The sequence below is a fragment of the Microbacterium sp. 3J1 genome, assembly GCF_001049495.1.
Taxonomy (GTDB): Bacteria; Actinomycetota; Actinomycetes; order Actinomycetales; family Microbacteriaceae; genus Microbacterium.
In genome coordinates this window covers 706714-733414 of the sequence record NZ_CDWI01000011.1, presented here as the reverse complement: position 1 = coordinate 733414, position 26701 = coordinate 706714, and the positions used below count along the sequence as shown (strand labels likewise).

The 26701-nt window shown below is 68.6% G+C and carries 24 protein-coding genes; 6 read left to right on the top strand and 18 right to left on the bottom strand.

Going from position 1 to position 26701, the window contains the following annotated elements; translation table 11 throughout:
• Window positions 1-86 precede the first annotated feature (86 nt).
• The 3 genes from BN2660_RS12410 to BN2660_RS12400 form a co-directional block, all read right to left on the bottom strand.
• Window positions 87-1439: an FAD-binding oxidoreductase gene (locus BN2660_RS12410; RefSeq protein WP_091232411.1), complete on the bottom strand. Its 1353-nt coding sequence runs from the start codon at window positions 1437-1439 to the stop codon at window positions 87-89.
• Between the two features lie 86 nt (window positions 1440-1525).
• Complete coding sequence (locus tag BN2660_RS12405) at window positions 1526-2170, bottom strand: FMN reductase (protein ID WP_091232408.1); 645 nt, start codon at window positions 2168-2170, stop codon at window positions 1526-1528.
• Between the two features lies 1 nt (window position 2171).
• Window positions 2172-3395: an LLM class flavin-dependent oxidoreductase gene (locus tag BN2660_RS12400; protein ID WP_091232405.1), complete on the bottom strand. Its 1224-nt coding sequence runs from the start codon at window positions 3393-3395 to the stop codon at window positions 2172-2174.
• Window positions 3396-3505: 110 nt separating this feature from the next.
• Here BN2660_RS12400 and BN2660_RS12395 point away from each other — a divergent pair, with 110 nt between their 5' ends.
• Both BN2660_RS12395 and BN2660_RS12390 read left to right on the top strand, forming a co-directional pair.
• Window positions 3506-4663, top strand: coding sequence for an acyltransferase family protein (locus tag BN2660_RS12395; protein WP_091232403.1), 1158 nt, complete (start codon window positions 3506-3508; stop codon window positions 4661-4663).
• Window positions 4660-5523, top strand: a complete 864-nt coding sequence (locus BN2660_RS12390) for a serine hydrolase domain-containing protein (RefSeq protein WP_091232401.1) — start codon at window positions 4660-4662, stop codon at window positions 5521-5523. The genes BN2660_RS12395 and BN2660_RS12390 overlap by 4 nt, the downstream gene beginning before the upstream one ends.
• A gap of 9 nt (window positions 5524-5532) precedes the next feature.
• On the opposite strand, the gene efeB is transcribed toward BN2660_RS12390, so the two are convergent.
• Genes efeB through efeU form a run of 3 tightly spaced genes read right to left on the bottom strand, consistent with a single transcriptional unit; the run spans window position 5533 to window position 9048 of the window.
• Complete coding sequence (gene efeB, locus BN2660_RS12385) at window positions 5533-6831, bottom strand: iron uptake transporter deferrochelatase/peroxidase subunit (protein ID WP_091233653.1); 1299 nt, start codon at window positions 6829-6831, stop codon at window positions 5533-5535.
• Window positions 6832-6868: 37 nt separating this feature from the next.
• Window positions 6869-8101, bottom strand: coding sequence for an iron uptake system protein EfeO (gene efeO, locus BN2660_RS12380; RefSeq protein WP_091232397.1), 1233 nt, complete (start codon window positions 8099-8101; stop codon window positions 6869-6871).
• Window positions 8098-9048: an iron uptake transporter permease EfeU gene (gene efeU / locus BN2660_RS12375; protein WP_091232395.1), complete on the bottom strand. Its 951-nt coding sequence runs from the start codon at window positions 9046-9048 to the stop codon at window positions 8098-8100. Before efeU ends, efeO begins: the two co-directional genes overlap by 4 nt.
• 161 nt (window positions 9049-9209) lie before the next feature.
• On the opposite strand from efeU, the gene BN2660_RS12370 reads away from it, so the two are divergent.
• Window positions 9210-10214 carry an isopenicillin N synthase family dioxygenase gene (locus BN2660_RS12370; RefSeq protein WP_091232392.1) on the top strand — a complete coding sequence of 335 codons (1005 nt, stop codon included), beginning with the start codon at window positions 9210-9212 and terminating at the stop codon, window positions 10212-10214.
• A 134-nt stretch (window positions 10215-10348) separates the two neighbouring features.
• Here BN2660_RS12370 and rpsO read toward each other — a convergent pair whose 3' ends face one another.
• From rpsO to BN2660_RS12350, 4 genes are all read right to left on the bottom strand, one after another.
• Window positions 10349-10618: a 30S ribosomal protein S15 gene (gene rpsO, locus BN2660_RS12365; protein WP_005048780.1), complete on the bottom strand. Its 270-nt coding sequence runs from the start codon at window positions 10616-10618 to the stop codon at window positions 10349-10351.
• 229 nt (window positions 10619-10847) lie between these two features.
• Window positions 10848-11402 carry a YceI family protein gene (locus tag BN2660_RS12360; RefSeq protein WP_091232389.1) on the bottom strand — a complete coding sequence of 185 codons (555 nt, stop codon included), beginning with the start codon at window positions 11400-11402 and terminating at the stop codon, window positions 10848-10850.
• A 187-nt stretch (window positions 11403-11589) separates the two neighbouring features.
• On the bottom strand, window positions 11590-11958 hold the full coding sequence (locus BN2660_RS12355) for an FKBP-type peptidyl-prolyl cis-trans isomerase (RefSeq protein WP_056308170.1): 369 nt from the start codon (window positions 11956-11958) through the stop codon (window positions 11590-11592).
• A gap of 209 nt (window positions 11959-12167) precedes the next feature.
• Window positions 12168-13526, bottom strand: a complete 1359-nt coding sequence (locus tag BN2660_RS12350) for a PrsW family intramembrane metalloprotease (RefSeq protein WP_091232386.1) — start codon at window positions 13524-13526, stop codon at window positions 12168-12170.
• Window positions 13527-13615: 89 nt separating this feature from the next.
• Between BN2660_RS12350 and BN2660_RS12345 the strand changes: the two genes are divergently transcribed.
• Window positions 13616-14485 carry a fumarylacetoacetate hydrolase family protein gene (locus BN2660_RS12345; protein WP_091232384.1) on the top strand — a complete coding sequence of 290 codons (870 nt, stop codon included), beginning with the start codon at window positions 13616-13618 and terminating at the stop codon, window positions 14483-14485.
• Window positions 14486-14558: 73 nt separating this feature from the next.
• Here BN2660_RS12345 and BN2660_RS12340 read toward each other — a convergent pair whose 3' ends face one another.
• Entirely contained in the window at window positions 14559-16019 is a 1461-nt protein-coding gene (locus BN2660_RS12340; protein WP_091232381.1) for an aspartate ammonia-lyase, read from the bottom strand.
• A gap of 94 nt (window positions 16020-16113) precedes the next feature.
• Window positions 16114-17025: a phosphodiesterase gene (locus tag BN2660_RS12335; RefSeq protein WP_091232379.1), complete on the bottom strand. Its 912-nt coding sequence runs from the start codon at window positions 17023-17025 to the stop codon at window positions 16114-16116.
• 80 nt (window positions 17026-17105) lie between these two features.
• Between BN2660_RS12335 and BN2660_RS12330 the strand changes: the two genes are divergently transcribed.
• The gene (locus tag BN2660_RS12330) at window positions 17106-17672 is read left to right on the top strand and encodes a TetR/AcrR family transcriptional regulator (RefSeq protein ID WP_091232376.1); all 567 of its coding nucleotides are present in this window, start codon (window positions 17106-17108) and stop codon (window positions 17670-17672) included.
• Between the two features lie 11 nt (window positions 17673-17683).
• Here the strand turns inward: BN2660_RS12330 and BN2660_RS12325 are convergent, their stop codons facing one another.
• Window positions 17684-18019, bottom strand: coding sequence for a peptidase (locus BN2660_RS12325; RefSeq protein WP_091232372.1), 336 nt, complete (start codon window positions 18017-18019; stop codon window positions 17684-17686).
• Entirely contained in the window at window positions 18016-19368 is a 1353-nt protein-coding gene (locus BN2660_RS12320; RefSeq protein ID WP_091232369.1) for an inorganic phosphate transporter, read from the bottom strand. The genes BN2660_RS12325 and BN2660_RS12320 overlap by 4 nt, the downstream gene beginning before the upstream one ends.
• 156 nt (window positions 19369-19524) lie before the next feature.
• Here BN2660_RS12320 and BN2660_RS12315 point away from each other — a divergent pair, with 156 nt between their 5' ends.
• Window positions 19525-21624, top strand: a complete 2100-nt coding sequence (locus BN2660_RS12315) for a S9 family peptidase (RefSeq protein ID WP_091233650.1) — start codon at window positions 19525-19527, stop codon at window positions 21622-21624.
• Between the two features lie 27 nt (window positions 21625-21651).
• Here the strand turns inward: BN2660_RS12315 and BN2660_RS12310 are convergent, their stop codons facing one another.
• The 4 genes from BN2660_RS12310 to BN2660_RS12295 form a co-directional block, all read right to left on the bottom strand.
• Window positions 21652-22680, bottom strand: coding sequence for an ATP-dependent 6-phosphofructokinase (locus tag BN2660_RS12310; protein WP_091232366.1), 1029 nt, complete (start codon window positions 22678-22680; stop codon window positions 21652-21654).
• A 213-nt stretch (window positions 22681-22893) separates the two neighbouring features.
• Entirely contained in the window at window positions 22894-25038 is a 2145-nt protein-coding gene (locus BN2660_RS12305; RefSeq protein ID WP_091232362.1) for a DEAD/DEAH box helicase, read from the bottom strand.
• A gap of 208 nt (window positions 25039-25246) precedes the next feature.
• Window positions 25247-26203: a bifunctional riboflavin kinase/FAD synthetase gene (locus BN2660_RS12300; protein ID WP_091232358.1), complete on the bottom strand. Its 957-nt coding sequence runs from the start codon at window positions 26201-26203 to the stop codon at window positions 25247-25249.
• The gene (locus BN2660_RS12295; protein ID WP_255305154.1) at window positions 26200-26646 is read right to left on the bottom strand and encodes a hypothetical protein; all 447 of its coding nucleotides are present in this window, start codon (window positions 26644-26646) and stop codon (window positions 26200-26202) included. Before BN2660_RS12295 ends, BN2660_RS12300 begins: the two co-directional genes overlap by 4 nt.
• Window positions 26647-26701: the final 55 nt, after the last annotated feature.

Sequence of the window (26701 nt, the reverse complement as noted above, 5' to 3'; positions counted from 1 at the left end):
CGCCTCCCGGACGTGATCGGCGTCGTGCTCGAATCCCTTCGGCATCCCGCTGCGCGCTCGCGTCGGGATGCCTCCGGTGTGCCGGTTCAGCGCGGAAGACGGCCCTCGTGGAGGACGCCGCTCGGGTCGACCGCGTCGCGTACCGTGCGCAGCCTCTCGACCGAGTCCGCGTCACCGCAGAGCGCGAGGGTCTGCCCCGGTCCGAGGAACGTCGGCACCGTCTGCGGCGCGAGCGCCGGTGCCACCACCCGCTCGAATCCCGCGATGCTCGCATCTCCGGGTTCGCTCGGGCCACCGGGAAAGATCGGGACGAGTGCATGCAGCAGCCACTCGGCGCCCTGGATCGAGGCGAAGCCGGGTCGCCGCGGAGCACCGAGAGCGCCGCCGAGCATCCGCATGCCGATGCCCATGATGGGCCACTGGTCCGGGTGCTCGCGGAACCGTAGGAGGTCGGAGATCAGGGCGTCGTCGAGGCGCGAGAGCGCCGCGGACGCGCCACGCCCGGGTGTCGGCTCCGTCGGCTCGTTGGACGCGGCCGCGACGGCGCCCGGCGACGTCGGTCCCGACAGTTCGCGCTGGACGGAGCCCGAGAAACGGACGCGGTCGACCAGCGCGTCGGCCGGCCCATCGACCGAGAGCACCTGCACGGTGACGAAGCTGCGGCCACGGATCTCGGGCGGCATCTCGGGCGCATCGGGCATGCGCAGGGAGTCGACGAAGACGTTCACGGACCGCGGGGCATCTTCGGCAAGATCGCGCACCGCCCGGATCACCCGTTCGGCATCGGATGCGTCGAAGGTGAGCGACGCTCCCCATACGGCGGGTGCCCGCACGAGATCGATCTCGAGCGCGGTCACGATGCCGACGACTCCTCCGGCGCCGCGCAGGGCCCACATGAGATCGGGGTCGCTCTCGTCGTCCACCCGATCATGGGTACCGTCGACGCGCAGCACCCATGCCGCCCGGAGATTGTCGGAACCGAGGCCCCCGGTGCGGCTGAACCACGAATGGCCACCGCCGAGCGTGTATCCCGCGACGCTGACGACAGGACTCGTGCCCGCGGGCGCCACCCAGCCCGATCCCTCGAGCGCCTCGACCACGGCGCCCCAGCGCACGCCGCTGCCCACCCGCGCGATGCCCGCGGCGACGTCGATCTCGAGCTCGTCGAACGCCGCCATGCGTACGATCACGGTGCCGGCGAGATCGCCGGACGCGCCGTGCCCGCTCGGCTGGACCGCGACGGGCGCTCCCGAATCGGCTGCGGCGCGCAGCAGCGTGCGGAGGTCGTCGACATCGGCAGGGAGGGCGACGCCGACCGGGCGCTGCTCGACGGCGAGGTTCCAGGGTCGCGCGGCGGACGCGAATGCATCGTCGGATGGCAGGATCAGGGTTCCGCGGAGTGTGTCTCGCGCGGTTTCGAGCACAGGGAGAAGGGCCATGACGTCACCGTACGATGCCCTACGGACATTGTCGATGGATCATGGCCCTGATATCAGGTTTCGCGGGTCTTCCCGACGAACCGCGCTCACTCCCCGGCGAGACCGCCCAGCATGTGGCCGAAGGACCGTCCTTCGCCGAGGTAGGTCGCGGGGTCGTACGGATCGACGGAGGACGACGCCTCGCGCTTCGAGATCGCCTCCGCCAGCTCCTTCGCGCCCTTCTCGACGCGCTTCGCGAGCGGTGCGACGTCGTCGCCCGCGTCACCCCAGTCGCTCGAGGCGGCGAACACTCCTGTCGACACCGCCTCGGCGTGCAGGTAGGCGAACAACGGGCGGATGGCGTAGTCGATCGCGAGCGAGTGACGAGCCGTGCCCGCGTTCGCTCCGATGAGCACCGGTGTCCCGGTGAGCGCGTCGGGGTCGAGCACGTCGATGAACGACTTGAACAGACCTGAGTAGCTCGTCGAGAAGATCGGTGTCACGGCGATGAGCGCATCGGCCGAGATGACGGTGTTGATCGCCGTCTCGAGCGCGGGCGGAGCGAACCCGGTGAGCAGGTTGTTCGTGATGTCGTGGGCGTAGTCGCGCAGCTCGATCACGTCGACGCTCGCCTCGACGCCACGGTTCGCGAGTGCCTTGAGCGTCTCGGAGGCCAGCCGGTCTGCGAGCATCCGGGTCGACGACGGGTTCGACAGCCCCGCCGAGACGACGGCGATGCGGCGCATCGTCATGTCACGCCTCCTTGCGAGCGAGGCCGAACGCCGCACCGGCGGGCGCGGGGGTGTCCTGATAGGGCGAGTCGCCCGTCAGGTTGTCGCCGCGGTTGGCGCCGGGGCGCGCCTGGCGGGTGGGACCGTCGCCGAACTCGGCCTTGACCCTGGCCGCGTGGGTGGGTGCGTCCGGAACGGATGCAAGACGATCCTTCGCGAGCTCCTTGCGCAGCACCGGGACGACCTCCGAGCCGAGGATGTCGAGCTGCTCGAGCACCGTCTTGAGCGGGAGACCGGCGTGGTCGATGAGGAACAGCTGGCGCTGGTAGTCGCCGAAGTGCTCGCGCATCGCGGCGTAGCGGTCGATCACCTGCTGGGGCGAACCCACCGTGAGCGGGGTCATCTCCGTGAAGTCCTCGAGGCTGGGGCCGTGGCCGTACACCGGAGCGTTGTCGAAGTACGGGCGGAACTGCGACACGGCATCCTGCGACTTCGCGGCCATGAAGACCTGTCCGCCGAGTCCCACGATCGCCTGCTCCGAGGTGCCGTGGCCGTAGTGCGCGTACCGCTGCCGGTAGAGCTCGATCAGACGCTGGTAGTGCTCCTTCGGCCAGAAGATGTTGTTCGCGAAGAATCCGTCGCCGTAGTACGCGGCCTGTTCTGCGATCTCCGGGGTGCGGATCGACCCGTGCCAGACGAACGGCGCGATGCCGTCGAGGGGGCGGGGCGTGGAGGTGAAGCCCTGCAGCGGGGTGCGGAACTTACCCTCCCAGTCGACGACGTCCTCGCGCCACAGCTTGTGCAGCAGCGCGTAGTTCTCGATCGCGAGCGGGAGGCCCTGGCGGATGTCCTGACCGAACCAGGGGTAGACAGGGCCGGTGTTGCCTCGGCCGAGCATGAGGTCCATGCGTCCGTCCGAGACATGCTGGAGCATCGCGTACTCCTCGGCGATGCGCACGGGGTCGTTGGTCGTGATCAGCGTGGTCGAGGTCGAGACGATCAGCCGCTCGGTCTGAGCCGCCAGTGCGGCCAGGAAGGTCGACGGGCTCGAGGACCAGAACGGCGGGTTGTGGTGCTCGCCGACCGCGAAGACGTCGAGCCCGACCTCCTCGCTGTGCTTGGCGATCGCGAGGGTCGCCTTGATCCGCTCCTGCTCGCTGGGCGTGATGCCGGTGGTGGGGTCGCGGGTGATGTCGCTGACCGACATGATGCCGAACTGCACCGGTACGCCTGACTGCTCGCTCATGATTGCTCCGTCTTCTCCGAATCGGGTGCCCTGCATCCGGTTCTATTCACTTGAATGTAATTGAGTCAACGCGGTCGGAGCAACTTTATTCCCGGGAGTAGCCTCGAAGCATGAACAGCGCCGGCGCCGACCCGACGACCCCCGCCACGGCGCCCGTCCCGAAGCCGCGTCGACGCGTGCCCTTCTGGGACAACGCCCGGTACGCGTGCATCGTGCTGGTGGTCCTGGGGCACGCGATCCAGCGTCTCATCTACGACTCCGACATCGCGCTCGCGTCGTACCTCGCTCTCTACGCCTTCCACATGCCGGCGTTCGCAATCATCTCGGGCTACTTCTCCAAGTCCGGGTCGCCCACCCGCGTCCAGATGGCGCGGGTCATCACAGACATCCTGCTGCCGTACGTCATCTTCGAGCTCTTGTGGACACTGACCAAGTGGCTCGTCGAGGGCCAGGCCGATCCGAACCTCACGAAGCCCTCGTGGACCCTGTGGTTCCTTCTGGCGCTCGGCATCTTCCGGTTGGTCCTCCCCTACCTGGCCCTGCTGCGATGGCCGCTGCTGTGGACCGTCCTCATCTCCATCGGCGTCGGCTACCTCCCGAACGTCGACAGCACCTTCTCCCTCTCGCGCACACTCGGGCTGCTGCCCTTCTTCACACTCGGCTGGTGGCTTCGCGACCGCGACATCGTCGCGCGGTTCCGTCTGCTCGAGGTCCGTCCCTGGTGGATCCGCCTGGCCGCGCTCGCCGCACTCGGGGCTGCGGGTTTCACCGCCTGGAACTGGATCGACGTGTGGAAGGCGATCGATCTGAGGCACTGGCTGTTCTATGAGGACGCCTACGCAGACCTCGGCGGCGAGCAGTGGTGGGCGGGCGGCGTGCGCGTGCTCCTCATGATTCTCGCCGTCGTGCTGAGTGCGGCGTTCTTCGCGCTCGTCCCGCGCGGCACGTTCTGGTGGACGAAATTCGGCCAGTACACGATGTACGTCTTCCTGCTGCACTCGTTCGTGCTGTACCCGTTCCGGGAGTCCGGCCTGCTGCGCGACCTCGATCCGACCTGGCTGTGGCTGCCGCTGGTGACCCTCCTGTCGGTGCTCCTCGCCCTCGCTCTCGCGACCCGGCCGGTGCGCCGCGTCTTCCGGCCGCTCGTGGAGCCGCGGCCCCGATGGCTCTTCGAAGACCCGGAGCTCGCCCGCCGAGAAGGCCACCGCAGCGACCCGACGGGTTCACGAAGACCGCGTGAGGTGCGGACGGACGGTTCGGGCAGGTGACCGACGCCGACGAGATCCGCGACGAGCTCGTGGAGGAGGTCGACCGATCGGGATTCGGGGCGCACGGCCTGCACGTGCTAGCGGGCGACTCCGTCGCCGCGCACCGATGGACGGCGGATGAGCCCGAGGAGATCCACTCGGTCGCGAAAGCCGTCAGCGTGCTGGCCGCAGGGATCGCTCAGGACGAAGGTCTGATCTCGCTCGACGCACCGGTCGTCGAATACGTGCCCGAGTTCTCGCCGGGGTCAGGCGTCGGCGAGATCACGCTGCGTCATCTGCTCTCGATGTCCAGCGGCATCGACCTGCCGTGGTCGGCGACCATGATGACGGACTGGCCTGACCTCGCTCGCGAGTTCCTCTCCCGCCCGTCTCGCGGCCGGGTGTTCCAGTACTCGAACGCGAGCACCTACACGGCGATGACCGTCCTGTCCGCCCGCATCGGAGACATCCCCGCCTACCTCGAGACGCGGCTGTTCTCACCACTGGGTCTCGGCGGCCTCGACTGGCAGCGCTGCGCGAACGGGCGGATCCTGGCCGGCGAGGGCATCTCCCTGCGCACGGAGGAGATGGCCCGCCTGGGGCGGCTCATCCGTGACCGGGGCGAATGGCGTGGCGAGCGCCTGGTATCCTCCGAGATCATCGACGCGATGCATTCGGACTGGGTCGTCGCGGGGTCCAACCCCGCGTACGACCGCTACGCGCTCTCCGGATGGAGTGGTCCCGGCCGGACGTGGCGGGTGCACGGGGCCTACGGGCAGATGATCATCTTCCATGACCGCGCCGTCGTCACCGTGAGCGCCGCCGACCACTTCGGCGCGGACGCGTTCGCGTCGTTCGTGGCGGAGGCTCTCGAACGCTGAGAGCGCCCGTCACGCGAAGAGGTCGGCTCCCACGAAGGACCCCGGGGTCGCGCCGGCGGGCACCGCCCACACGCCTGAGCCGACGTGCCGGATGTACTCGCTCAGGAGATCGGTCGAGAGTCGGCGCTGGAGGGCGATGAACTGGGCCGGGTCGCGCTGGTAGGAGAGGAAGAACAGTCCGGCGTCGAGGCGCCCGAGGGAGTTGTTGCCGTCGACGTAGTTGAATCCGCGGCGGAGGATCCGCACGCCGTCGTTCTGGTCGGGATGCGCGAGCCGCACATGGGCGTTCCGGTCGATGCTCGCCCCGGAGAAGTCCGGAGGCGTGAACTCGTCGCCTCCCGAGAGCGGTGCGCCCACTCCCTTGTCGCGCCCGACGATGGCGTCCTGCTCCGAGAGCCGCACGCGATCCCACGTCTCGATGAGCATCGCGATCTTCCGGGCGACGAGATACGAGCCACCGGTCATCCACGCGGGTTCGTCGGACGCCGACACCCACACGTGCTCGTCGAGAGCCGCCATGTCGTCGGCGAGGATGTTCGCCGTGCCGTCCTTGAACCCGAACAGGTTTCGCGGTGTGGCCTGATCCGCGGTCGTGCGCGACGTCTTGCCGAAACCGAGTTGCGACCAGCGCAGCTTGGCGCGGCCGAAGGCGATCCGACTGAGGTTGCGCACCGCGTGGACGGCGACCTGCGGGTCGTCCGCGCAGGCCTGGATGCACAGATCGCCGTGCGATGCTTCGGGAATCAGGTCGTCGCCGAGGAACGCCGGCAGTCTCTCGAGTCGCGTCGGACGGAGCGCGGCGATCCCGTAGCGATCCCCCTCCTCGTTCTCGAAGAGACTCGGACCGAATCCGAAGGTGATCGTGAGGCCCGAGGCCGGGAGTCCGATGGCTTCGCCCGTGTCGTCCGGCGGCACCTCGGGGTCGCCGCCGACGGCGCCGGTGGCGCTGACCTCGAGTCCTTGGGTGATCCGTGACGCGGCGTATGTCCAGTCCTGCAGCAGCGTGACGAGGTCGTCTCTGTCGGTGCGGGGCATCATGTCGAACGACGCGAAATGGAGATGCTCCTGCACCGGCGTGGTGACCCCCGCCTGATGGGATCCGAAGAAGTCGAAGGCGGTCTGCGTGTCGGCGGCCGCCCTCGCCCGTCCCAGTGCGACTCCCCCGGCGAGCCCCGCGCCCAAGCCCGCCGTCAGAGAGGCGACTCCCCCGCCCAGCGCGAGACCGAGCAGGCCGCGTCTGCTGAGCCCCGGGGGCGGGGGCGAGGACCCCGCCGATTCCGCGGCGGATTCGGCGGCGGCGTCGTCGATCGGGCTGTCGTTCACCTTCGAGGTCGTCTCGGTCGCGTCACTCGAGGACCGTGCCGGTGAGCTGCGACAGCGGCTCCGCCAGGGCGTTGATCAGATCGGTGAACTCGCGCTTGTCGGCATCCGTCAGTGCGGAGTATCCGACGAAGCCCTGAGCGAGCGATCCATGCGCGGCGAGAGCGTCCTCGAGGGCGGAATAGCCGCCCTCGATCTCGGCCACCAGTGCCTCGCCGTCCGCGCCCTGAGCCCCGGCGAAGTCCTGCACGAGGGAGAACGCCATCTTCGACCCCTCGACGTTCGCCGCGAAGTCGTACAGATCCGTTCCCGACCACCAGTCCTCCTCGCCGGAGATCTTGCCGGTCGCGACCTCGTCGAGAAGCGCGATAGCCCCGTTCGAGATCCCGCCGATGCCCTGGTCCTCCAGCGCCGTGGTGAAGTCATCGGAGTGCACGTAGTCGTAGAGCTCCTGCACGTCCGCGAGCAGCTGATCGCCGTAGCCGACGCGCTCCTGCGTCGTCGACGGAGCCCAATCCTGCCACGCGGGCGTCTCGCCATCGGCGTTCAGCGCGTCCTGCGCGGGGACCCAGAGGTCCTTCTCCATCCGATGGAAGCCCGTCCAGTCGAGCTCCTCGGCCACCGCGTCGACCTCGCGGTAGTCGATGCGGGGATCGAGCGTCCCCAGTGCCTCCGCGACCGGCTCGATGCGCTCGTAGAAGGCGCGGGTCTGCGGGAAGAGCGCGCGAGCGGTCGCGTCGTCGCCCGACTCGTAGGCACGCACGAAGTCTTCGACGGCAGGCATGAGCTGCCCGACCTGGTCCTTGACGAAGGCCGCATAGAGGTCGACCGCCTGCTGCTTCAGCTCGGCGTCCTCTCCGGCCACTGCGACCCGATCGCCGGTGACTGTGAACTCGGCCTTGCCCACGCCCTCGCCGATCATCCCCGGCTTGCACAGCGTGAAGTACGTGCCGGGCTGAGCCACGACCGTGAGGGTCCGCGACGCGGACGGAGCGATGTTCTCCACCTCGCCGACGATGCGGAGGCCGTCGTCCGCGAGCAGGTAGAACTCCGAGGTCTGACCGCTCTCGTTCGTCACATCGAAGGTCAGTGTGCCGCTCTGCGCGGTCGTTTCGGACACGGCGCACGCCGAATCGGTCGACGAGACGTCGAACGAGGCACCCGCTGCGACGTCGCTCTTGGCCACGCAGCCCGAGAGGACGAGAGCGGTCGCGCCGGCAGCCGCAACGGCTCCGACGATTCGTCGAGTGGTGGTCATGCTGCTCCTTGATGGGTGGGTGCGATGGCCGTGTCGCGTGCGTCGACGCGCGGCGCCGTGAGAGGTGAACGGGGTCGGCCCGCGCGGAGACCGCGGACGAAGAGGGTGCCGACGACGAGCAGATAGAGAGCCCAGGCGACGACCTGGAGCCAGGTCATCCGCGGCATGAAACCGACCGTCGCCTGCAGCACCGTGGCCCACACGCCGTCCGGTGCGATCGCCGCTGTCACGTCGAATGCCCAGCCGAACGGGAACGCGGCCCATCCGAGCGCCACGGCACCGGTGGCGTCGTCGAGGGGGGCCGCCCCGGTGAACGGACCCGGGAGGGCTCCGGCCTCCTGGAGGTCCATGACCGCGTAGGCGAGCACGCCTGCGGCGACCACGACGAGGAAGCCACTCGTACAGGTGAAGAAGCGACGGAGGTCGAGCCGCACCGCGCCGCGGGCGAGGAGCCACCCGATCACCACTGCGGCGAGCAGCCCCAGCACTGCTCCGAGCAGGGCCGACGGCGCGTCGCCGAACGACTGGACCATCGACCAGAGGAGGAGCGTGGTCTCGATGCCTTCACGGGCCACGGAGACGAAGCCGATCGCGACGAGGGCCCAGACGCCTCCCTGGGTCAGCGCCCGATCGAGACCCCCTTCGAGCGTCGCCTTCATGGTGCGGCCGGCCTTCTGCATCCAGAAGATCATCCCGGTGACCATGGCGACGGCGAGGAGCGAGAGAAGGCCGCCGATGAGCTCCTGCGCCTCGAACGTCAGGGAGTACGCGCCGAACGTGAGGAACGCGCCGATGCCGAGTGCGAGCAGGATCGCCAGCGCCACGCCGGCCCACATTCGCGGCAGCGCGTCCTGTCGGCCGAGCCTCCGGAGGTAGGCGACGAGGATGCCGACGACCAGGGCGGCTTCGAGGCCTTCGCGAAGACCGATGAGGAAGGTGGCGAGCACGGGATGGACTCTCTGCAGACGTATTGAGGTAAGGCATCCCTTACCTCAGAAAGGGTAGCACCGCGAGCGCCCGGGTTACGACGAGACCCGCGAGCGCGCACGGGCGGTAATCCGACGCAACACTCGTCGTCACTGCGCGATGTCCGACCTACTCTCGTGGCATGGCTGATCTCTCGCTCCCCATCCTCGACCTGTCCCAGCTCGACGCCGGCCCCGAGGCCGCGGCACGATTCCGCGACGAGCTGCGGGCGGCCACCCATGACGTGGGATTCTTCTATCTCACGGGCACGGGCATCTCCCCCGACCTCGAGGCGCGACTCCACCAGGCCGCGCTGGACTTCTTCGCCCTCCCCGAGGCGGACAAGCTCGCGATCGAGAACGTGAACAGTCCGCATTTCCGTGGCTACACCCGCATCGGGGGCGAGCGGACGCAGGGCGCCGTGGACTGGCGTGAGCAGATCGACATCGGCCCCGAGCGCGAGCCCGTGGAGGGCGGTCCCGCCTTCCATCGCCTGGTCGGGCCGAACCTGTGGCCTGCTGCCCAGCCGGAGCTCAAGGCGGTCGTCACCGAGTGGCACGACACGCTGACCGAGATCGCACGCAAGCTGCTGCGCGCCTGGGCGCTCACGCTCGGAGCCGAGGAGTCGTACTTCGACGAGCCGTTCCGTGACCCGTCGACCCTGATCAAGATCGTCCGCTACCCGGGCACCCATGAGCCCGAGCCCCAGCAGGGCGTCGGCGCGCACAAGGACTCCGGCGTGCTGACCCTGCTCTGGGTCGAGCCGGGCAAGGGCGGGCTCCAGGTGGAGAGGGACGGTGAATGGGTGTCGGCACCGCCCGTTCCCGGCGCGTTCGTCGTGAACATCGGCGAGCTGCTGGAGTACGCGACCGGCGGATATCTGAAGGCCACCAACCACCGGGTGATCTCACCGAAGGCACCGGAGGAGCGCATCTCGATCCCGTTCTTCTTCAACCCCGCCCTCGACCAGCAGCTGCCGCTTCTCGAGCTCCCTGCCGACCTGGCCGCAGAGGCGACCGGCATCACTGAGGACCCGAGCAATCCCATCCACGCCACCTACGGCGAGAACGCCATGAAGTCCCGGCTGCGCGCGCACCCCGACGTCGCCGCGATCCATCACCCCGACCTGGTGGCCGTGCGAGCCTGACAACGGCGGCGTCCGTGCCGGCGTCCGCGCCGCGCGACGCCGTGCACTCCCCCCGAACACACGAAGGCCGCCCCACACCGTGGGGCGGCCTTCTCAAGAATGTTCTGCGCGATTGCACGCAGGGTCGAGATGCGTTATCGACGAAGGCCGAGACGCTCGATGAGCGAGCGGTAACGGTTGATGTCGATGTCCTGCAGGTAACCCAGCAGGCGGCGGCGCTGACCGACGAGCAGGAACAGACCACGACGCGAGTGGTGGTCGTGCTTGTGCTCCTTCAGGTGCTCGGTGAGGTCCTTGATGCGCTGCGTCAGCATCGCGACCTGCACCTCGGGGGATCCGGTGTCACCGGGGTGCGTCGCGTACTCTTCGATGATCGCCTTCTTGACGTCTGCTTCCAGTGCCATAGATTCGATCCCCTCTCTGCTTGTTGCGCGGCGCCCGACGCCTGATGCGAGGGCTCTCTTTATCCGCGGCCGATCGAACGGCAACCTGTAGAGTCTACCAGGCATCCGGCCGGTCCACGGACCGCGGCCGCGACCGCGATCGCGGTCATCCGATCACCCTCGTCGCCCGACTGCAGGACGCAGAGGACCCCGAACCCTGAGGGCCCGGGGTCCTGTCGATCGGAGGCGATCAGTCCTGCTGCAGCGCACCCTGCAGGTCAAGGCTGATGGTGACGTCCTTGCCGACCAGCACTCCGCCGGTCTCGAGAGCCGCGTTCCACGTGAGGCCGAAGTCCTCGCGGTTGATCACGGTCTTCGCCGACGCGCCGGCCTTGTAGTTGCCCCAGGGGTCGGAGCCGAAGCCGCCGAAGTCGAGCTCGAAGCTCACCGGCTTCGTGATGCCGCGGATCGTCAGGTCGCCGTCGACGAACAGCTCACCGCCCTCGGCGCGGGCGCCGGTCGAGACGAAGTCCATGGTCGGGAAGTTCTCGGTGTCGAAGAAGTCGCCCGAGCGCAGGTGCGTGTCGCGCCCCTCGTCCTTGGTGTCGATGGAGGTCACGTCGACACTCGCCTCGACGCGAGCCTCGAGCGGGTTCTCAGGAGCGATCAGCGTGGCGCTCTTGACGCCGAAGGTGCCGCGCACCTTGGAGATCATCATGTGGCGCACGCTGAAGGTGACCTCGCTGTGGGACGGGTCGAGCACCCAGGTGCCGGGACGGTAGCCGGGGATGTCGATGCTGGTCATGGTTTTTCCTTGGAGACATCGGCCGCGATGTGCGGCAACGGATGAGGGGCCGCGTCCGCGGCGTCACTTCCCCCAACTTACATGCGAGCGCATGTATTCCCCTGAATACGAAACGAGAGATCGGCGCGAGACGCGAGAAGGCGCCGCACCCCTACGGGTACGGCGCCTTCTGCTCACTCGAGGCAGGTCAGCCGACGGCGACGAGGTCGATGATGAAGATCAGGGTCTTGCCTGAGAGGAAGTGCCCTCCTCCGACGGGCCCGTAGGCGAGATGCGGCGGGATCACGAGCTCACGGCGGCCACCGACCTTCATGCCGGGGATGCCGTCCTGCCAGCCCTGGATGAGGCCGCGGAGCGGGAACTGGATGGTCTCGCCGCGTCCCCACGAGGAGTCGAACTCCTCGCCGGACTCGAACTCGACACCGGCGTAGTGGACGGTGACGGTGTCGCCGGGCTTCGCCTCGGTGCCGTCACCTTCGATGATGTCGCGGATCACGAGTTCCGCGGGCGCGGGACCGGTGGGGGCGTCGAACTCAGGCTTCGTACGATCAGTCATGCTTCCATCCAACCCGAGCGCCGCCCCGCGGGTCAACGCGACGGCGCCTGCTCACAGCGAACACGACGGTGGCGCCCTCCGCAGAGGCTTTCGGCGAACCCCTTGACACCTTCGGAGACCCGGGTGCACCCTGTTTACAGACCAACTCAGCGCCCGGGAGACATGCAGGCATCGCCGCAGCACCGGGCGCTGAGTGTGTCAGCACCTCATCAGTAGGCGAGCAGCGCCGCCCTCGTCGCACGCGTGCGGGCGAGCAGCGCCTGCTCGTCTGCCGGAGCGAGCGGGTCGCGTCCCGTGATCGCCCGCTGGCGCACGGACGCGAGCATCGTCGCATCCTTGATGAACTCGCGCATCAGCGGACGGCGGTCGCCCCGCAGCTGCGAAGCCCATCGGAGACCCGTCTTGCGTCCGGCAGGAGTGGCGAGCATGGTGACCTCCTCGGGGGTGAACCACCCGGCTGCCGCGTAGTCCCCCAGACGCGCCTTCGTCAGGCGGGCTTCCTCGCGGCGCAGAGCGATGATGCCGAGGATGAAGCCGATGAACAGCGGCACCTGCAGGACGAAGTACAGCAGGAAGAAGTTGGCGAACGACGAGCCGTTCCAGAGGCCGTGCAGGACCATCGCCCCGAGCATCCCCAGGAGTCCGGCGCCGAGCGCCGTTCCCGGCGAGGCCTGCCGACGTGCCGCCAGTCCGATCGCGAGACCCGTCAGCGCGGTGAACATCGCGTGCGCGAAGGGCGACATGACGGCGCGCAGGATGAAGGTGACGGTGAGCTGCCCGCTCCCGCCCTCGATGAGGCTGATGGCGAAGTACTGGATGTTCTCGGTGAAGGCGAAGCCCGCACCCACGAGGGCGCCGTAGACGACGCCGTCAACGGGGCCGTCGAACGAGCGGCGCGCGATCAGGAAGATCAGGAAGACTCCGACGCCCTTCCAGAACTCCTCGACGATCGGCGCCTGGATGACGGCGCTCGAGACCTCTCCGCGGGGTCCGAACAGGAACGACAGCCCCAGGTCGACCAGCAGAGTGAGCCCCACGGCGGCTATCGCGCCCCAGGCGACGGCGAAGAACACCAGCGTCCGGGGCTCCGGCTCCCACCGGTCGATCATGCGCACGACGAAGAAGACGATGGCGAGCGGGACGAGCGCCAGGACGAGACCGACGATCGAGGCGAGAGGACCGAGGAAGAGACCGAAGTAGGCGACGAGCGCGAGCATCAGGAGCCCGAGGAATCCGAACAGCACCCCCAGCGCGATCCGACCACCACGACGAGCGGGCGGCAGCGCGGGGAGTCCGGGTGCCGGAGCGGGCGCCACCGGGGCCGGCGGGGAGTACGGAGTCGGCTGGGCGAGCACGGACTCGTAGCCGGGTCCCTGCGCGAACTGAGCCGGTGTGTACCCCGACCGCGCGTACTGCTGAGCCGAGTACTGCTGCGGAGCAGGCGGCCGGTACCCTGCCGGGGCCTGCTGCTGCGGGTATCCCTGAGGGTCCGGCGATCCCGCACTCGGCTGGCCCTGGTACGGCGGGGGCGTGTACGGCGATGGCTGGGACGGTCCTCCGGAACTCATAGCCAAGAGCATATGGGGAACAACCGACTTCCCTCGGGGTTGGCGACTTCCTCCAGCCGATCTCGCGCACCACCGGATAGCGTAGACACATGCGGTTCGCTCATCTGCGTCGCGCCGACTCCCCCGCTGCGAACCTCGCGGTGGTGGACGGCGCCGACGCCATCCTCGTCTCCGACCTCCTTCCCGACCCGCCTGCGACTCTGCAGCAGCTGATCGAGGGTGGCCAGCCCGCGCTCGACGCCCTTCGCACCGCGATCGCGGAGGGCGGAGCCCCGCGGCATCCGCTCTCGGGGTGGGCGTTCGCCTCGGCCGTCATCGCTCCCCCGGCCGTCCTCGCCGTCGGCCTGAACTACGCGGCGCACTCGAGCGAGCTCGGATTGAAGACCGATGCCGCGCCCACGGTGTTCACCCTCTGGCCCAACTCGCTCTCGGGGCACGAGCAGACGACGTCCTGGCCGCGGGCACTGAGCGAGGCCGTCGACTATGAGGCGGAACTGGGCGTGCTCATCGGCACCCCCGCCAAGGACGTCCGCGAAGCCGATGCCCTGTCGCACGTCTGGGGCTACACCGTGGTGAATGACATCACGGCCCGCAACGTCCAGTTCTCCGAGGCGCAGTGGTCCCGGTGCAAGTCCTTCGACGGGTTCACCCCCACCGGGCCGTTCGTCGTGACCGCCGACGAGGTCGCCGACCCGCAGGATCTGCACATCTGGGCCGTCGTCGACGGGCAGACCGTGCAGGACGCCAGCACGGATCAGATGGTGCGCTCGGTCGCCACGCTGATCGCCCACCTCTCGCAGTCGTTGACCCTGCTGCCCGGCACCCTCATCTCGACGGGCAGCCCCGGCGGTGCCGGCTATTCCCGCGACCCGCAGATCTTCCTCCGCGACCGGTCCACGGTCACCGTCGGGATCGACGGCATCGGCGAGCTGACGACGCACTGCCGGATGCTCGACTGACCCACCCCGCTCACACACCCGAGACGACAAGGGGCCCCGGCGATGATCGCCGGGGCCCCTTCTCGTCTTCGTCTCAGATCTCGATGAGGTCCTCGGGAGTGATGACGGGGATCGCCGACGTGATCGCTTCGAGACCCGAGAGACGAGCCGGCGAGAGCTGCTTCGTGACCTCGTCGCGGGACATCAGACCGGCCTCGACGACGAGATCGGCGACATTGCGGTTCGTCAGCAGTGCCGTCTTGGCCAGCGCGGCGGCCGCCGCGTAGCCGATGAACGGCGTGAGCGCCGTGATCACGCCGACCGACGCCCCGACCATCGCGCCGAGGCGGTCGCGGTTCGCGGTGATGCCGTCGACGCAGTTGACCCGCAGCGTCCACATGGCCTGGCGCATCCACGTGATCGACTGGAAGATCGAGTGGGCGATGACCGGCTCGAAGGCATTCAGCTGGAGCTGTCCTGCTTCCGCCGCCATCGTGACCGTCATGTCGGCACCCGCGACGGCGAAGGCCACCTGGTTGACGACCTCGGGGATCACCGGGTTCACCTTGCCGGGCATGATGCTCGATCCCGCCTGCATCGCGGGGAGGTTGATCTCGCCGAACCCTGCCTGGGGACCCGAGGAGAGAAGCCGCAGGTCGTTGCAGATCTTCGACAGCTTCATCGCGTTGCGCTTGAGGGTCGAGGAGAAGGACATGAACGACCCGGTGTCGCTGGTGGCCTCGACGAGATCACCTGCGGTCACGAGGTCGAGCTCGGTGATCTCGCGCAGATGCTTGAGCACGGCCGCCGCGTAGTCGACGTGCGTCGTGATGCCGGTGCCGATGGCCGTCGCACCCATGTTGATCTCGAACATCAGCGACGCGTTCTCGGTGAGGCGGGTGTGGTCGTACCCGAGCGTCGATGCGAAGCCGTGGAACTCCTGCCCCAGCGTCATGGGAACCGCATCCTGCAGCTGGGTGCGCCCGACCTTGAGAACATCGTGGAACTCGTGCGACTTGTGCAGGAACGACACTCGCAGCAGGTCGAGCTCCTCCAGCAGCGACCGCAGCGTGAGCGAGAGGCCGATCTTGACGGCAGTCGGGTAGACGTCGTTCGTCGACTGGCTGCGGTTGGTGTGGTCGATCGGCGACAGGAACGCGTAGTCGCCCTTCTCGCGTCCCGCCATCTCGAGCGCGACGTTGGTGATGACCTCGTTCGCGTTCATGTTGGTCGACGTCCCGGCACCGCCCTGGATCACCCCGACGGTGAACTGGTCGTGGAACTCGCCGTCGATGACCCGCTGGGCAGCCCGGTCGATGAGGTCCGCCCGCTCTGCATCGAGGACGCCGATCTCACGGTTGGCCCTGGCGCTCGCCTGCTTCACCATCGCGAGGGCGACCACGAGGTCGGGATACACCGAGATCGGACGCTTGGTGATCGGGAAGTTCGCGTCGGCGCGAGCGGTGTGGATACCCCAGTACGCGTCGGCGGGGATCTCCATGCTTCCGAGGGAATCGGTCTCGGTGCGGGTGGGGGCAGGCGCGGCAGAAGCCATGTCACATCCTTGTGGGTAGTGGCGAGTGTGGGAGGGCGGGGGATGCCACCATTCTACGCCCGTGCTCATTCCCCGAACGGGATGGGACCGCGAGTCATCGTTTGCGCGAGAAGGCCTCGAGCCGCTCCTCCGGGCTCAGGCGCGCCATCTTCTCCACCCACTGCGGCGAGAAGTAGTCACCGGTCGGAGCGTCGGTCACGGGCACGACGGTGTGCGTGATGGTGTCGGGGTGCACGTGGACCAGTCCGAAGGCCTGAGCGGCATCCATGCCGTTCACCTCGGAGGCGGGGCGGGCGACGTTCATCGTGTAGCACGTGGCCGACGAGACGCTCACCGGGACACCGGCGAAGGTTCCGTGGGATGAGTAGTGGAGGTGACCCGCGAGGATGCCGCGCACGTCGCTCCCCCGGACGACCTCGGCGAGCTCGTCCTGGTGCCGGAGTTCGAGGATGTCGAAGAGGGGAAGGTGGCTGGGGAGCGGCGGGTGGTGCATCGCGAGGAGTGTGCCGTGAGGCGCGGGCTCGCGGAGCTCCTCCGCGAGCCAGGCGAGCTGGCCGTCGTCGAGATCGCCGTGGTGCCAGCCGGGCACGCTGGTGTCGAGGGCGATGACGCGCAGCCCGTCGAGATCCCAGACTCCCGTGACCGGCTCCTGGGTCGGCGCCAGATCGAGAAGGCCCTCGCGAAGCGCGGGACGCTCGTCGTGATTTCCGGCGACCCAGACGACGACCGTGCCGAGCGCCGCCGCGACGGGTTCGACGGCGGCCCGCAGCCGCCGGTAGGCATCGGGCTCGCCCAGGTCGGCGAGGTCGCCCGTGACGACGATCGCCGCCGGATTCGGGTGCACTGCACGGATGGCGTCGAGCGTGCGCGCGAAGTTCGACTCGACGTCGTAACGGCCGCCGAGCCTCGCGCCCCCTGCGAGGAAATGCGGATCGCTGACGTGGATGAGGACGTGGGAGGCCGGCGCATGACGCCCGAAGGCGTGCTCCCCGGTGGGCTCGGTCATGCCCCCAGCCTAGGGTCCCGACCGCGATCGCGGACCGACCGCGACCACCTCACCTGTAGTACCGGCGATAGAGTTCCGGAATGGCCAAGAACGACACCAGACGACGGGCGATCGCCGACGCGGGGCTCCAGGTGCTGGCCGCCGAAGGCTCCCGCGGCCTCACGCATCGCGCGATCGACGTCGCCGCGCAGGTTCCTGTCGGCACCACGTCGAACTACTTCCGCAGCAGGGATGCCCTCATCGAGGGCCTCGTCGAGCGCATCGGCGAGAGACTCGCCCCCTCGGACGAAGATCTTCGACGACGGTCCACCGGCGCACCGGACAAGGCCCTCTTCGCGGACTACCTGCGCGACATCGTCCGGCGGCTGAGCGACGACCGCAATGTCACGATCGCACTCTTCGAACTGCGCCTGGAGAGCAGCCGTCGCCCGGAGGTCGCGGCGATGATGGGCGCATGGCAACGGGCGGGGTTCGACGCCGACGTCGCGTTCAACGCGTCGGCAGGGCTCCCCGGCGGGCGGCGCGAGATCGCCCTGTTCCACTACGCCGTCGACGGTCTGCTGCTCGATCGACTGACCACGCCGATCGACCCCGATCGATCGACCGACGACATCATCGACGATCTGGTCGCCGGTCTGCTGACCTGACCGGTTCGGAGTCAGTGTCCGACGACGATGACGAGGATGCCGATGACGACCGCGGCGGCGCACAGCGCGAAGCACGCGTAGGCGCCGGCCAGAGCGAGTCGCTTCTGCCCTTCGGTCAGGGGGCTCTTCCTCGCGGCCTTCGCGGCCTGCTTGGACGCGCGCTTGAGCTCCTTCTCGGAGATCACGGTGATCGCGTCGGTGAACTCGGCGGGGCTCACGACCGGCGCGTGTCCGCTGCGGACCAGCAGTCTGAGCCCGAGCGCATAGAAGGACACGACGGCGCACGCGCCGAGCAGTGCGGCCCCGAAGACCAGAAGGAATGCGCTCCAATCGATGTCGACGCTCACTTCGACTCCTCTCCGTCGGTCGAGTGGGCCGGGTCGTCGTTCCGGGCGGGCGCGTCCGCCGCAGGCCTCTCGGCGACGGCGGTGTCGACTCGCGCCTTCGACTTGGCCTTGCCCTTCTCGCGCGCTTCTGCGCGCGCCTTGGCCTCGGCCTTCGCCTGGGCCGCGCGCTGCTGACGCCGCGTGGGCGGAGGCGTGTCGGGAAGCTCGACCGCGAGTCCCGATTCCGCGACGTCGCTCATGGCGTTGGCGTGCGTCACGGCATCGCGGCGGGAACGCAGGAAGAGACCGATGATGATCGCGAGCGCGAGCACCGTGTCGATGGCGATGCCCCAGTTGCCGAGCCACGTGATGAGGAGCGCGGCCAGCGCGCCGACGGCGCCGGCGGCGGGGAGCGTCAGCAGCCAGCCGATGGCGATGCGACCGGCTGTGCGCCAGCGGACCGTCGAGCCGCGGCGCCCGAGTCCCGAGCCGATCACCGAGCCGGAGGCGACCTGGGTGGTGGACAGGGCGAACCCGAAGGCGCTCGATGCGAGGATCGTTGCTGCCGTGGAGCTCTCTGCGGAGAAGCCCTGCGCGGGCTTCACCTCGGTGAGCCCCTTGCCGAGGGTGCGGATGATGCGCCAGCCGCCGAGGTAGGTTCCGAGCGCGATGGTCACGGCACACGCCACGATGACCCACAGGTACGGATCGGCCTGATCGCTGCTCTGCCAGCCGACGGTGATGAGGGCCAAGGTGATCACACCCATGGTCTTCTGCGCGTCGTTGGTGCCGTGCGCGAGTGCCACGAGCGACGACGTGAAGATCTGACCCCAGCGGAAGCCGTCGCGACCGTCCGGCTTGCCGTCGTAGCGGCGGGTGAGCGAGTACGCGAGCTTGGTCGCGGCGAACGCGATGATGCCGGCCGTGAGCGGAGCGATCAGAGCGGGGAGGATGATCTTCGACAGCACCATGCCGAAGTCGATGCCGCCCACGCCGACGCCCACCAGCGTAGCGCCGATGAGGCCACCGAACAGCGCGTGGGAAGAGCTCGACGGGAGGCCGAGCAGCCAGGTCAGCATGTTCCAGGTGATCGCGCCGATGAGTCCGGCGAAGATCATCGGCAGGAAGACGTCTCCTTGGATCGTCTCCTCGCGGATGATGCCGTGCGAGACGGTCTTGGAGACCTCGGTGGACAGGAAGGCCCCGACGAGATTGAGGACCGCGGCCAGGAGCACGGCGGTCTTCGGCTTCAGCGCGCCTGTCGCGATGGGAGTGGCCATCGCGTTGGCCGTGTCGTGGAAGCCGTTGGTGAAGTCGAAGAAGAGTGCCAGCAGGATCACCAGCACGACGATGAGGGCTGCGGTTTCCACCGTTCGCTTTCGGTCGTTGAGGAAGAGGGAGATGTCGACGTGATCGACGTGACGAACGAAGAGTTCACCGTGGGTTTGACTTCCGTTAACCGGCCCCGTTGAATCCTCCCACCGCGTCGAGTGCCGGTCAACTCGACCTCGACTAGCGTGGGATCCGTGACTGATGCCCCGATCGCAGACCGCCGTTCGACCCTCCGCACGCACCATGGTGACTCTTTCGAGGACCCGTACGAGTGGCTCCGTGAGAAGGACTCACCCGAGGTGATCGCCCACCTCGAGGCTGAGAACGCCCACACCGAGGCGGAGCTCGACCACCTCTCCGGGCTGCGCGAGACTCTCTTCCAGGAGATCAAGGGGCGCGTGCAGGAGACCGACCTCTCGGTGCCGACCCGGCGCGGGGACTGGTGGTACTACAGCCGCACCGAGGAGGGGTCGCAGTACGGCATCCACTGCAGAACGGCCGCAACCGACGGCGACTGGACTCCCCCGGTGCTGGAGCCCGGCGTCCCCGTGCCAGGCGAGGTCGTGCTGCTCGACGGCAATGCCGAGGCCGAGGGACACGACTTCTTCTCCCTGGGCGCGTTCGACACGTCCGATGACGCGACGATGCTGTTATGGTCTACGGACTTCGAGGGCGACGAGCTGTACACCGTGCGCGTCCGCGACCTCGCCAACGGGCAGACGCTGCCGGACGAGATCCCCGACACCGGGAGCGCGTTCTTCACTCCCGACGGCACCGGGATCATCTACACGACCCGGGACGACGCCTGGCGACCGGACACGCTGTGGCTGCACCGGCTGGGGACGCCGGTCTCGGACGACGTGAAGCTGTTCCACGAACCCGACGAGAAGTTCTGGCTCGGAGCCGGGATCACCCGGAGCCGCAAGTACCTGGTGATCGCCATGGGCTCCAGTGTCACGAGCGAGGAGCACCTCGTCGATCTGTCCGGCGACCTCACCGCGACCCCTGAGGTCGTCTGGCCTCGACGCGAAGGGGTGGAGTACTCGCTCGACCACGCGGTGGTCGACGGCGAGGATCGCCTCTTCATCCTGCACAACGACGACGCGCTGGACTTCGAGCTCGTCTCCGTCGCGGCATCCGATCCGCAGGGCGAGCGTCGCGTCGTGCTCCCTCACGAAGCGGGGCGCCGACTCCTCGGGATGGACGCCTTCCGCGACTTCGCCACCATCGAGTACCGCCGCGAAGGACTGGAGCGGGTGGGCCTGCTCGACTACGCGACGGATGCCGTCGAGGACATCGTCTTCGACGAGCCGCTGTACTCGGCAGGGGTGAGCGGCAACCCCGAGTGGCACTCCCCCTTCCTCCGGCTCGGCTACACCTCGTTCGTGACGCCGGGCACGGTGTACGAGCTCGACCTCGCGACGCGGGAGCTGGTGCTGCGCAAGCAGGTGGCCGTCCTGGGCGGCTACGACGCGCAGGACTACGGACAGCGTCGCGCCTGGGCCACCGCATCCGACGGCACTCAGGTGCCCATCTCCCTCGTCTGGAAGCGGTCGTTCGGCGAACCGGGTGCCGAGCCTCGGCCCGTGCACCTCTACGGATACGGCTCGTACGAGCACTCGATCGACCCCGGCTTCTCGGTCGCGCGACTGTCGGAGCTCGACCGAGGGGTGGTCTTCGCCGTCGCGCACGTCCGCGGCGGCGGCGAGATGGGCCGGCAGTGGTACGAGGACGGGAAGCTGCTCAAGAAGCGGAACACGTTCACCGACTTCGTCGCTTGCGGCGAGTACCTCGTCGAGAGCGGCATCACCGCACCAGACCTCATGGTCGCCGAAGGCGGCAGCGCCGGAGGGCTGCTCATGGGCGCCGTCGCCAACCTCGCGCCGGAGCTCTTCGCCGGCATCCTCGCCGCGGTGCCGTTCGTCGACGCGCTCACGACGATCCTCGACCCGTCCCTCCCCCTCACCGTGATCGAGTGGGACGAGTGGGGAGACCCGCTGCACGGTGCCGAGGTGTACGAGTACATGAAGTCCTACTCGCCGTACGAGAACGTCCGCGAAGGCGTCGACTACCCGCGCATCCTCGCGGTGACCTCGCTCAACGACACGCGGGTGCTCTACGTGGAGCCGGCGAAATGGGTAGCGGCGCTCCGGGTGGCCGGCGCCTCCGACGTGCTGCTGAAGTGCGAGATGGTGGCCGGGCACGGCGGAGTCAGCGGACGCTACAACTCTTGGAAGGAGCGGGCGTTCGAACTGGCCTGGCTCCTCGACACTGTCGGACTCGCCGCGGAGTGACGGCGCGCCGCCGCACTCCTCGGTGACTCAGCCGAAGAGCGCGGCGGCCTCGTCGTACCGACTGCGGGGCACGGTGTTCAGCTCGCCGAGCGCCTCCGCGAAGGGCACCCGCACGATGTCGGTCCCCTGCATGGCGACCATCTGCCCCCAGGCGCCTTCGACGATGGCATCCGCCGCGTGCAGGCCGAGGCGGGTCGCGAGGACGCGGTCGAAGGCCGAGGGCGAACCGCCGCGCTGGATGTGCCCGAGGATCGTGGCGCGCGTCTCGATGCCCGTGATCCGCTCGATGGCCGGCGCCAGCTGGTCGCCGATGCCGCCGAGGCGCGGACGGTTGAACGCGTCCAGGCCCTTGTCGCTGTAGGCCTCGTCCATGCCCTCGAGCTTGAAGCCCTCCGACACGACCACGAGCGGCGCGCGGCCGCGGTCGTGGGCGCTGGTGACGAGCGCCGTGATCTGCTCGAGGGTCTGCGGAACCTCGGGGATGAGGATGGCATGCGCTCCCGCTGCCATGCCGGCGTGCAGGGCGATCCAGCCGACGTGACGGCCCATGACCTCTGCCACCATGCAGCGCTGGTGAGAGTCGCCGGTGGTGCGCAGCCGGTCCATCGCGTCGGTGGCGATGTTGACCGCGGTGTCGAAGCCGAACGAGTAGTCGGTGGCGCGGAGATCGTTGTCGATCGTCTTCGGCACGCCGATGACGTTGATGCCGTCCTTCGCCAGGCGGTCCGCGGCGGCCAGGGTCCCCTCGCCGCCGATCGCGATGATCCCGTCGATCTTGTGGCCGTAGAGCGTCTTGGCGATGTTCTCGGCCCCGCCGCGTGCACCCTCGTACGGGTTGGTGCGGCTGGTGCCGAGGATGGTCCCGCCGACCTTGGAGAGCCCCTTCACCTCGTGGCGGGTGAGGGGGAAGAAGTCCCCGTCCACGACGCCTCGCCATCCGTCGCGGATGCCGACGAACTCGAGGTCGTACGTGGTGGTGCCTTTGAGCACGATTCCGCGGATGACCGCGTTGAGTCCGGGGCAGTCGCCGCCGCTCGTCAGGATGCCGATCTTCATGCTTGCCTCAGACGGTTCGGTGAAAGGGGGAAAGGCGACGGTGCCTGCGATCGACACTAGCGCGCTCCCCGACAGGGCGCCATTCGAGGGGGTGAAAACCGAGGATCTTGCGGCGGTTCCGCGACGATTCGAGGGTTATACGTCCGATCGGCTCGTGAGACGAGAAATCCGCGTCAAGAACACTGGTTCTTAACGCGGATCCTCGATGCGTTCTCAGGCGGCGCCGAGAGCCTCCCGCAGCAGGTGCATGAGCGCGCCCAGCTGCACGGGCTCGGCCGCGGCCTCGTCCAGCGCCTCACCGTCGAGGGCCCGCGCCGCGAGCCCCTGCTTCTGATCGATGAGCTCCGCGATCTTCGCATCGACGGTGTGAGCGGCGATGATCCGCCACGCGGTGACAGGCTCGTCCTGTCCGATGCGGTGGACGCGATCGATCGCCTGCGTCTGCTCCGCGGCCGTCCACGACAGCTCGGCCAGCACGACGTTCGATGCCGCCTGCAGGTTCAGCCCGACGCCCGCGGCGGTCAGCGAGCACACGGCGATGCCGACCCCCGGATCGCCGTTGAAGTCGTCGATCGCCTGCTGACGTGCCGTCGTCGTCTGGTCGCCGCGGATCGACACCGACCGGATGCCGGCGGATGCGAAGTGCGCCTCCGCCTGGTCCATCACATCGATGTGCTTGGCGAAGAAGACGACCTTGCCGACCGAGCGCTGCAGCTGCGCGGCGTAGTCCGCCGCGAGATGCGCCTTCGCCTGACCGATCCGGCGCACCATCGTGAAGACGTTGTCGCCCCCGGTGCCGGCGGCCTTCGACTCCTCGAGCTCGTTCTGGGCGACGAGACGAACGATGTCGTCGTCGATCTCGCCCGCCGCGAGTCCGCGATCGCCGCGGGCATCGATGATCCGGCGGTAGCGAGCGGCGAGCCGCTCCCCCAGCTCGCGCTCGGCCTGACGGATCCCGCGGCCGAACTCGTCGTCCAACTGCACAGGCAGATCCGCGATGAGCTTGTCGGGCAGGTCGGCGGCGACGTCCTTCTTCTTGCGACGCACGATGCCCATCGAGATCACCGCGTCCCGTGCCTCGGGGTAGAACGCCTTGTCGGCCGGGGTGAATCCGGTCGCGTCGAGCTTCTCCATCAGCTCCGGTCCCGGCTTCTCGCCGGTCGTCCAGCCGAGGAACCGCCAGATCGCGTCGAAGTCCTCGACGTCGTTGATCAGCGGCGTTCCGGTGAGCGCGAGGAGGAGCGGGTTGCCGCCGGGCGTGCGCTCGCGCACGCGGTTCGCGAGCGACAGCACGTTCTGGGACCGCTGGGAGTTGAGGTTCTTGATGAAGTGCGCCTCGTCCACGACCATGCCGCGGAGTCCGATGGACGCGAGCCAGGACATGTGCCGATCGAGGATCTCGTAGTTCACGATGAACACGTCAGCGAAGGCGTCGATATCGTCGCCGTCGCCTTGGATCACGGTCGCCCGGCGCTGCGGCGTCCACCGCTCGACCTCACGCGCCCAGTTCATCTTGACGACGTTCGGCACGACGACGAGAAGCGGATAGGCGCCCGCGACGGATGCCGCGAGGACCGACTGCGCAGTCTTGCCGAGACCGGGCTCGTCGGCGAGCAGGAACCTGCGGTGACCGGCACGCACCGCCTCGAGGAAGCGCGACTGGTGCACCATCACCTCCAGCCCCTTCGGCGAGATGTGGTCGAACTCCGGAGCGGGCGGCAGCTCCATGCTCGCGGCGGACCCGCCGGCCCCCGTCTCGAACGCCTTGTACAGGGGGCCCATCAGCTCCCAGCCGTCGAGGCGACGACGTGGTGTGCTCGTGGCGCGAGGGGTGAGGTCGGGCGCGAGGAAGGGGTTCGCCAGCTGCCGCGCTTCGACGGACGGCGGAGTGACCTGACGCTCGGCGATCGCCGCGGACACGACCGGGACCTGGATCGGCGCGACGTCGGCGATGATCAGCTCCTCGGGCGCGAGCTCTGCGCCCGACTCCAGCAGCCAGTCGCGGCGCATGCGCTTCGCCACCGGCGATGTGGCCTGGTCGGCCTCCAGCAGCTGGATGAGCGAGGTGTCGCGAGCGGCCGTCTTGGCGAGGATCGTCGCGACGCCGTCGAGTCTCTTGAGCAGCTCTGCGCGCGCCGCATCGGCGATCTCGGAATCCGCCTTGACCCTGGCGCGCTCCTCGCGGACCAGGAAGGCGATCACCTGGAACTTGACCCGGTTCGTCGGGCCGAGCTTGCCCCTCTGCGATTTCGCCTCGATCTCGCGCACCTTGCGCGCGAGGATCGGGATGAGGGGTGCCTCGTCGTCGCGACGTGAGGTCTTCTTGCGCCGCGTGGCGGCGGTTGCCGTGGTCGGCATGCTCCTCCTGAGCGTGAAGGCCGAGGCATCCGTCGGATGCGCTGGCCGTTCTCGATGTCCGCGTGTGGCGTGAGCCAGGACCGTACGAACAGTGGTTCCGGTTTCCATCGATGCGCGACGTACGCGCGGACCCGACGGCAACCGTTGCCCAGTCTATGTCATCCGAATCGGCCGGTGCGGATCCGGTCACGGAGAGTTGGCGCGTCGTTCAGACGGCCCGATCTGCGAGCACTCGCTCGGCATCCGCGACATCGGCGGCCATCTGCACCTTCAGCTTCTCGATCCCTTCGAAGGCGACCATGCCGCGGAGCCGTTCGACGAACTCCACGGTCACATCGTGTCCGTAGAGATCGAGGTCGGTCTCGCCGCCGAGCACGTGGGCCTCGACCTGGCGTTCGAGCACGTCGTCGAACGTCGGGTTCGTGCCCACGGAGATCGCCGCCCGATGACGGATGCCCGTCTCGTGATCGAAGAGCCAGCCTGCGTACACGCCGTCGGCCGGCACGAACGAATCGACGGACGCCGACAGGTTGGCGGTCGGGAATCCGAGTTCGCGTCCGCGCTTGAGACCGTGCACGACCTCACCGCGGACGTCGACGTTGCGATCGAGCACCCGAGCAGCCGTCGTGACGTCGCCCGCCATCAGCAGCTCGCGGATCCAGGTCGATGAGACGCGACGCTCAGAGCCGTCGAGGAAGACGTCGTCCACGACCTCGACGTCGAAGCCGAGTCGAGGGCCGAGCTCGCGCAGCAGCTCGGGGGTGCCTGCTCCGCCTCGCCCGAAGCGGAAGTCCTCGCCGACGAGAACGGTCGACACGTGGAGAGCGCCGACGAGGATGTCGGTCACGAAGTCCTCCGCGCTGCGAGCGGCGAGTGCGGCGTCGAACGTCAACAGCAGCGTGGCGTCGAGTCCGAGCTCGCCGAGCAGTTCGAGCTTGCGTTCGACCGTGACGACGTTCTCGGGGCAGCGGTCCGGCCGCAGCACCGCCAGCGGATTCCGGTCGAAGGTGACGGCGACGGAGCGCTCCCCCGTCTCCGCCGCTTTCTCCTTGAGTCGACGGATGACGGCGCGATGCCCTGCATGCACGCCGTCGAACTTGCCGATGGCGACGACCGAGGGCCCGAAGTCCGCAGGCACGGTCTCAGGGTCGCGGAAGACGATCACGCGGTCGCTCCGGCGGTCTCGCGCGGCTGGGCCGCGGCGGCGGGACGATGCGTCCGAAGCCACCAGACCCCGAACACCGGCAGCACGAGGGGAATGAAGAGATAGCCGCGGCCGAACATGGACCAGACGGTGTCGTGCGGGAACAGATCGGGGAGGAAGAGACTGAGCGCCCCGACCACGAGGACGCCGGTGAGCTCGAAGACGATCGCGATCCACGCCACGGTGTACCACCCTCGCCGACGGGCGAGCACGAGAGCCATCGTCGCGAGCACGTAGACGACGGCGGCGAGCGCCGAGAGCGCGTAGGCCAGTGGTGCCTCATCGAACTGACGGACGATCTGGACGAAGCTGCGACCCGTCGCGGCCAACGCCATGACGGCGTAGACGATCACGAGGACACGGCCGATGCCGGTCATACGGGTGCTGGGGACGGTGGTGCTCATAGCTCCACCCATTCTAGGTCGGGCTGGACGATCAGGGATGCGCCCTGGACGCGGC

Excerpts from the sequence above, each read along its gene's own strand:
- BN2660_RS12410 (WP_091232411.1), bottom strand. The coding sequence starts at position 1,439 with ATGGCCCTTCTCCCTGTGCTCGAAACCGCGCGAGACACACTCCGCGGA.
- BN2660_RS12405 (WP_091232408.1), bottom strand. The coding sequence starts at position 2,170 with ATGACGATGCGCCGCATCGCCGTCGTCTCGGCGGGGCTGTCGAACCCG.
- BN2660_RS12400 (WP_091232405.1), bottom strand. The coding sequence starts at position 3,395 with ATGAGCGAGCAGTCAGGCGTACCGGTGCAGTTCGGCATCATGTCGGTC.
- BN2660_RS12395 (WP_091232403.1), top strand. The coding sequence starts at position 3,506 with ATGAACAGCGCCGGCGCCGACCCGACGACCCCCGCCACGGCGCCCGTC.
- efeO (WP_091232397.1), bottom strand. The coding sequence starts at position 8,101 with ATGACCACCACTCGACGAATCGTCGGAGCCGTTGCGGCTGCCGGCGCG.
- BN2660_RS12370 (WP_091232392.1), top strand. The coding sequence starts at position 9,210 with ATGGCTGATCTCTCGCTCCCCATCCTCGACCTGTCCCAGCTCGACGCC.
- rpsO (WP_005048780.1), bottom strand. The coding sequence starts at position 10,618 with ATGGCACTGGAAGCAGACGTCAAGAAGGCGATCATCGAAGAGTACGCG.
- BN2660_RS12360 (WP_091232389.1), bottom strand. The coding sequence starts at position 11,402 with ATGACCAGCATCGACATCCCCGGCTACCGTCCCGGCACCTGGGTGCTC.
- BN2660_RS12355 (WP_056308170.1), bottom strand. The coding sequence starts at position 11,958 with ATGACTGATCGTACGAAGCCTGAGTTCGACGCCCCCACCGGTCCCGCG.
- BN2660_RS12350 (WP_091232386.1), bottom strand. The coding sequence starts at position 13,526 with ATGAGTTCCGGAGGACCGTCCCAGCCATCGCCGTACACGCCCCCGCCG.
- BN2660_RS12345 (WP_091232384.1), top strand. The coding sequence starts at position 13,616 with ATGCGGTTCGCTCATCTGCGTCGCGCCGACTCCCCCGCTGCGAACCTC.
- BN2660_RS12340 (WP_091232381.1), bottom strand. The coding sequence starts at position 16,019 with ATGGCTTCTGCCGCGCCTGCCCCCACCCGCACCGAGACCGATTCCCTC.
- BN2660_RS12335 (WP_091232379.1), bottom strand. The coding sequence starts at position 17,025 with ATGACCGAGCCCACCGGGGAGCACGCCTTCGGGCGTCATGCGCCGGCC.
- BN2660_RS12330 (WP_091232376.1), top strand. The coding sequence starts at position 17,106 with ATGGCCAAGAACGACACCAGACGACGGGCGATCGCCGACGCGGGGCTC.
- BN2660_RS12310 (WP_091232366.1), bottom strand. The coding sequence starts at position 22,680 with ATGAAGATCGGCATCCTGACGAGCGGCGGCGACTGCCCCGGACTCAAC.
- BN2660_RS12305 (WP_091232362.1), bottom strand. The coding sequence starts at position 25,038 with ATGCCGACCACGGCAACCGCCGCCACGCGGCGCAAGAAGACCTCACGT.
- BN2660_RS12295 (WP_255305154.1), bottom strand. The coding sequence starts at position 26,646 with ATGAGCACCACCGTCCCCAGCACCCGTATGACCGGCATCGGCCGTGTC.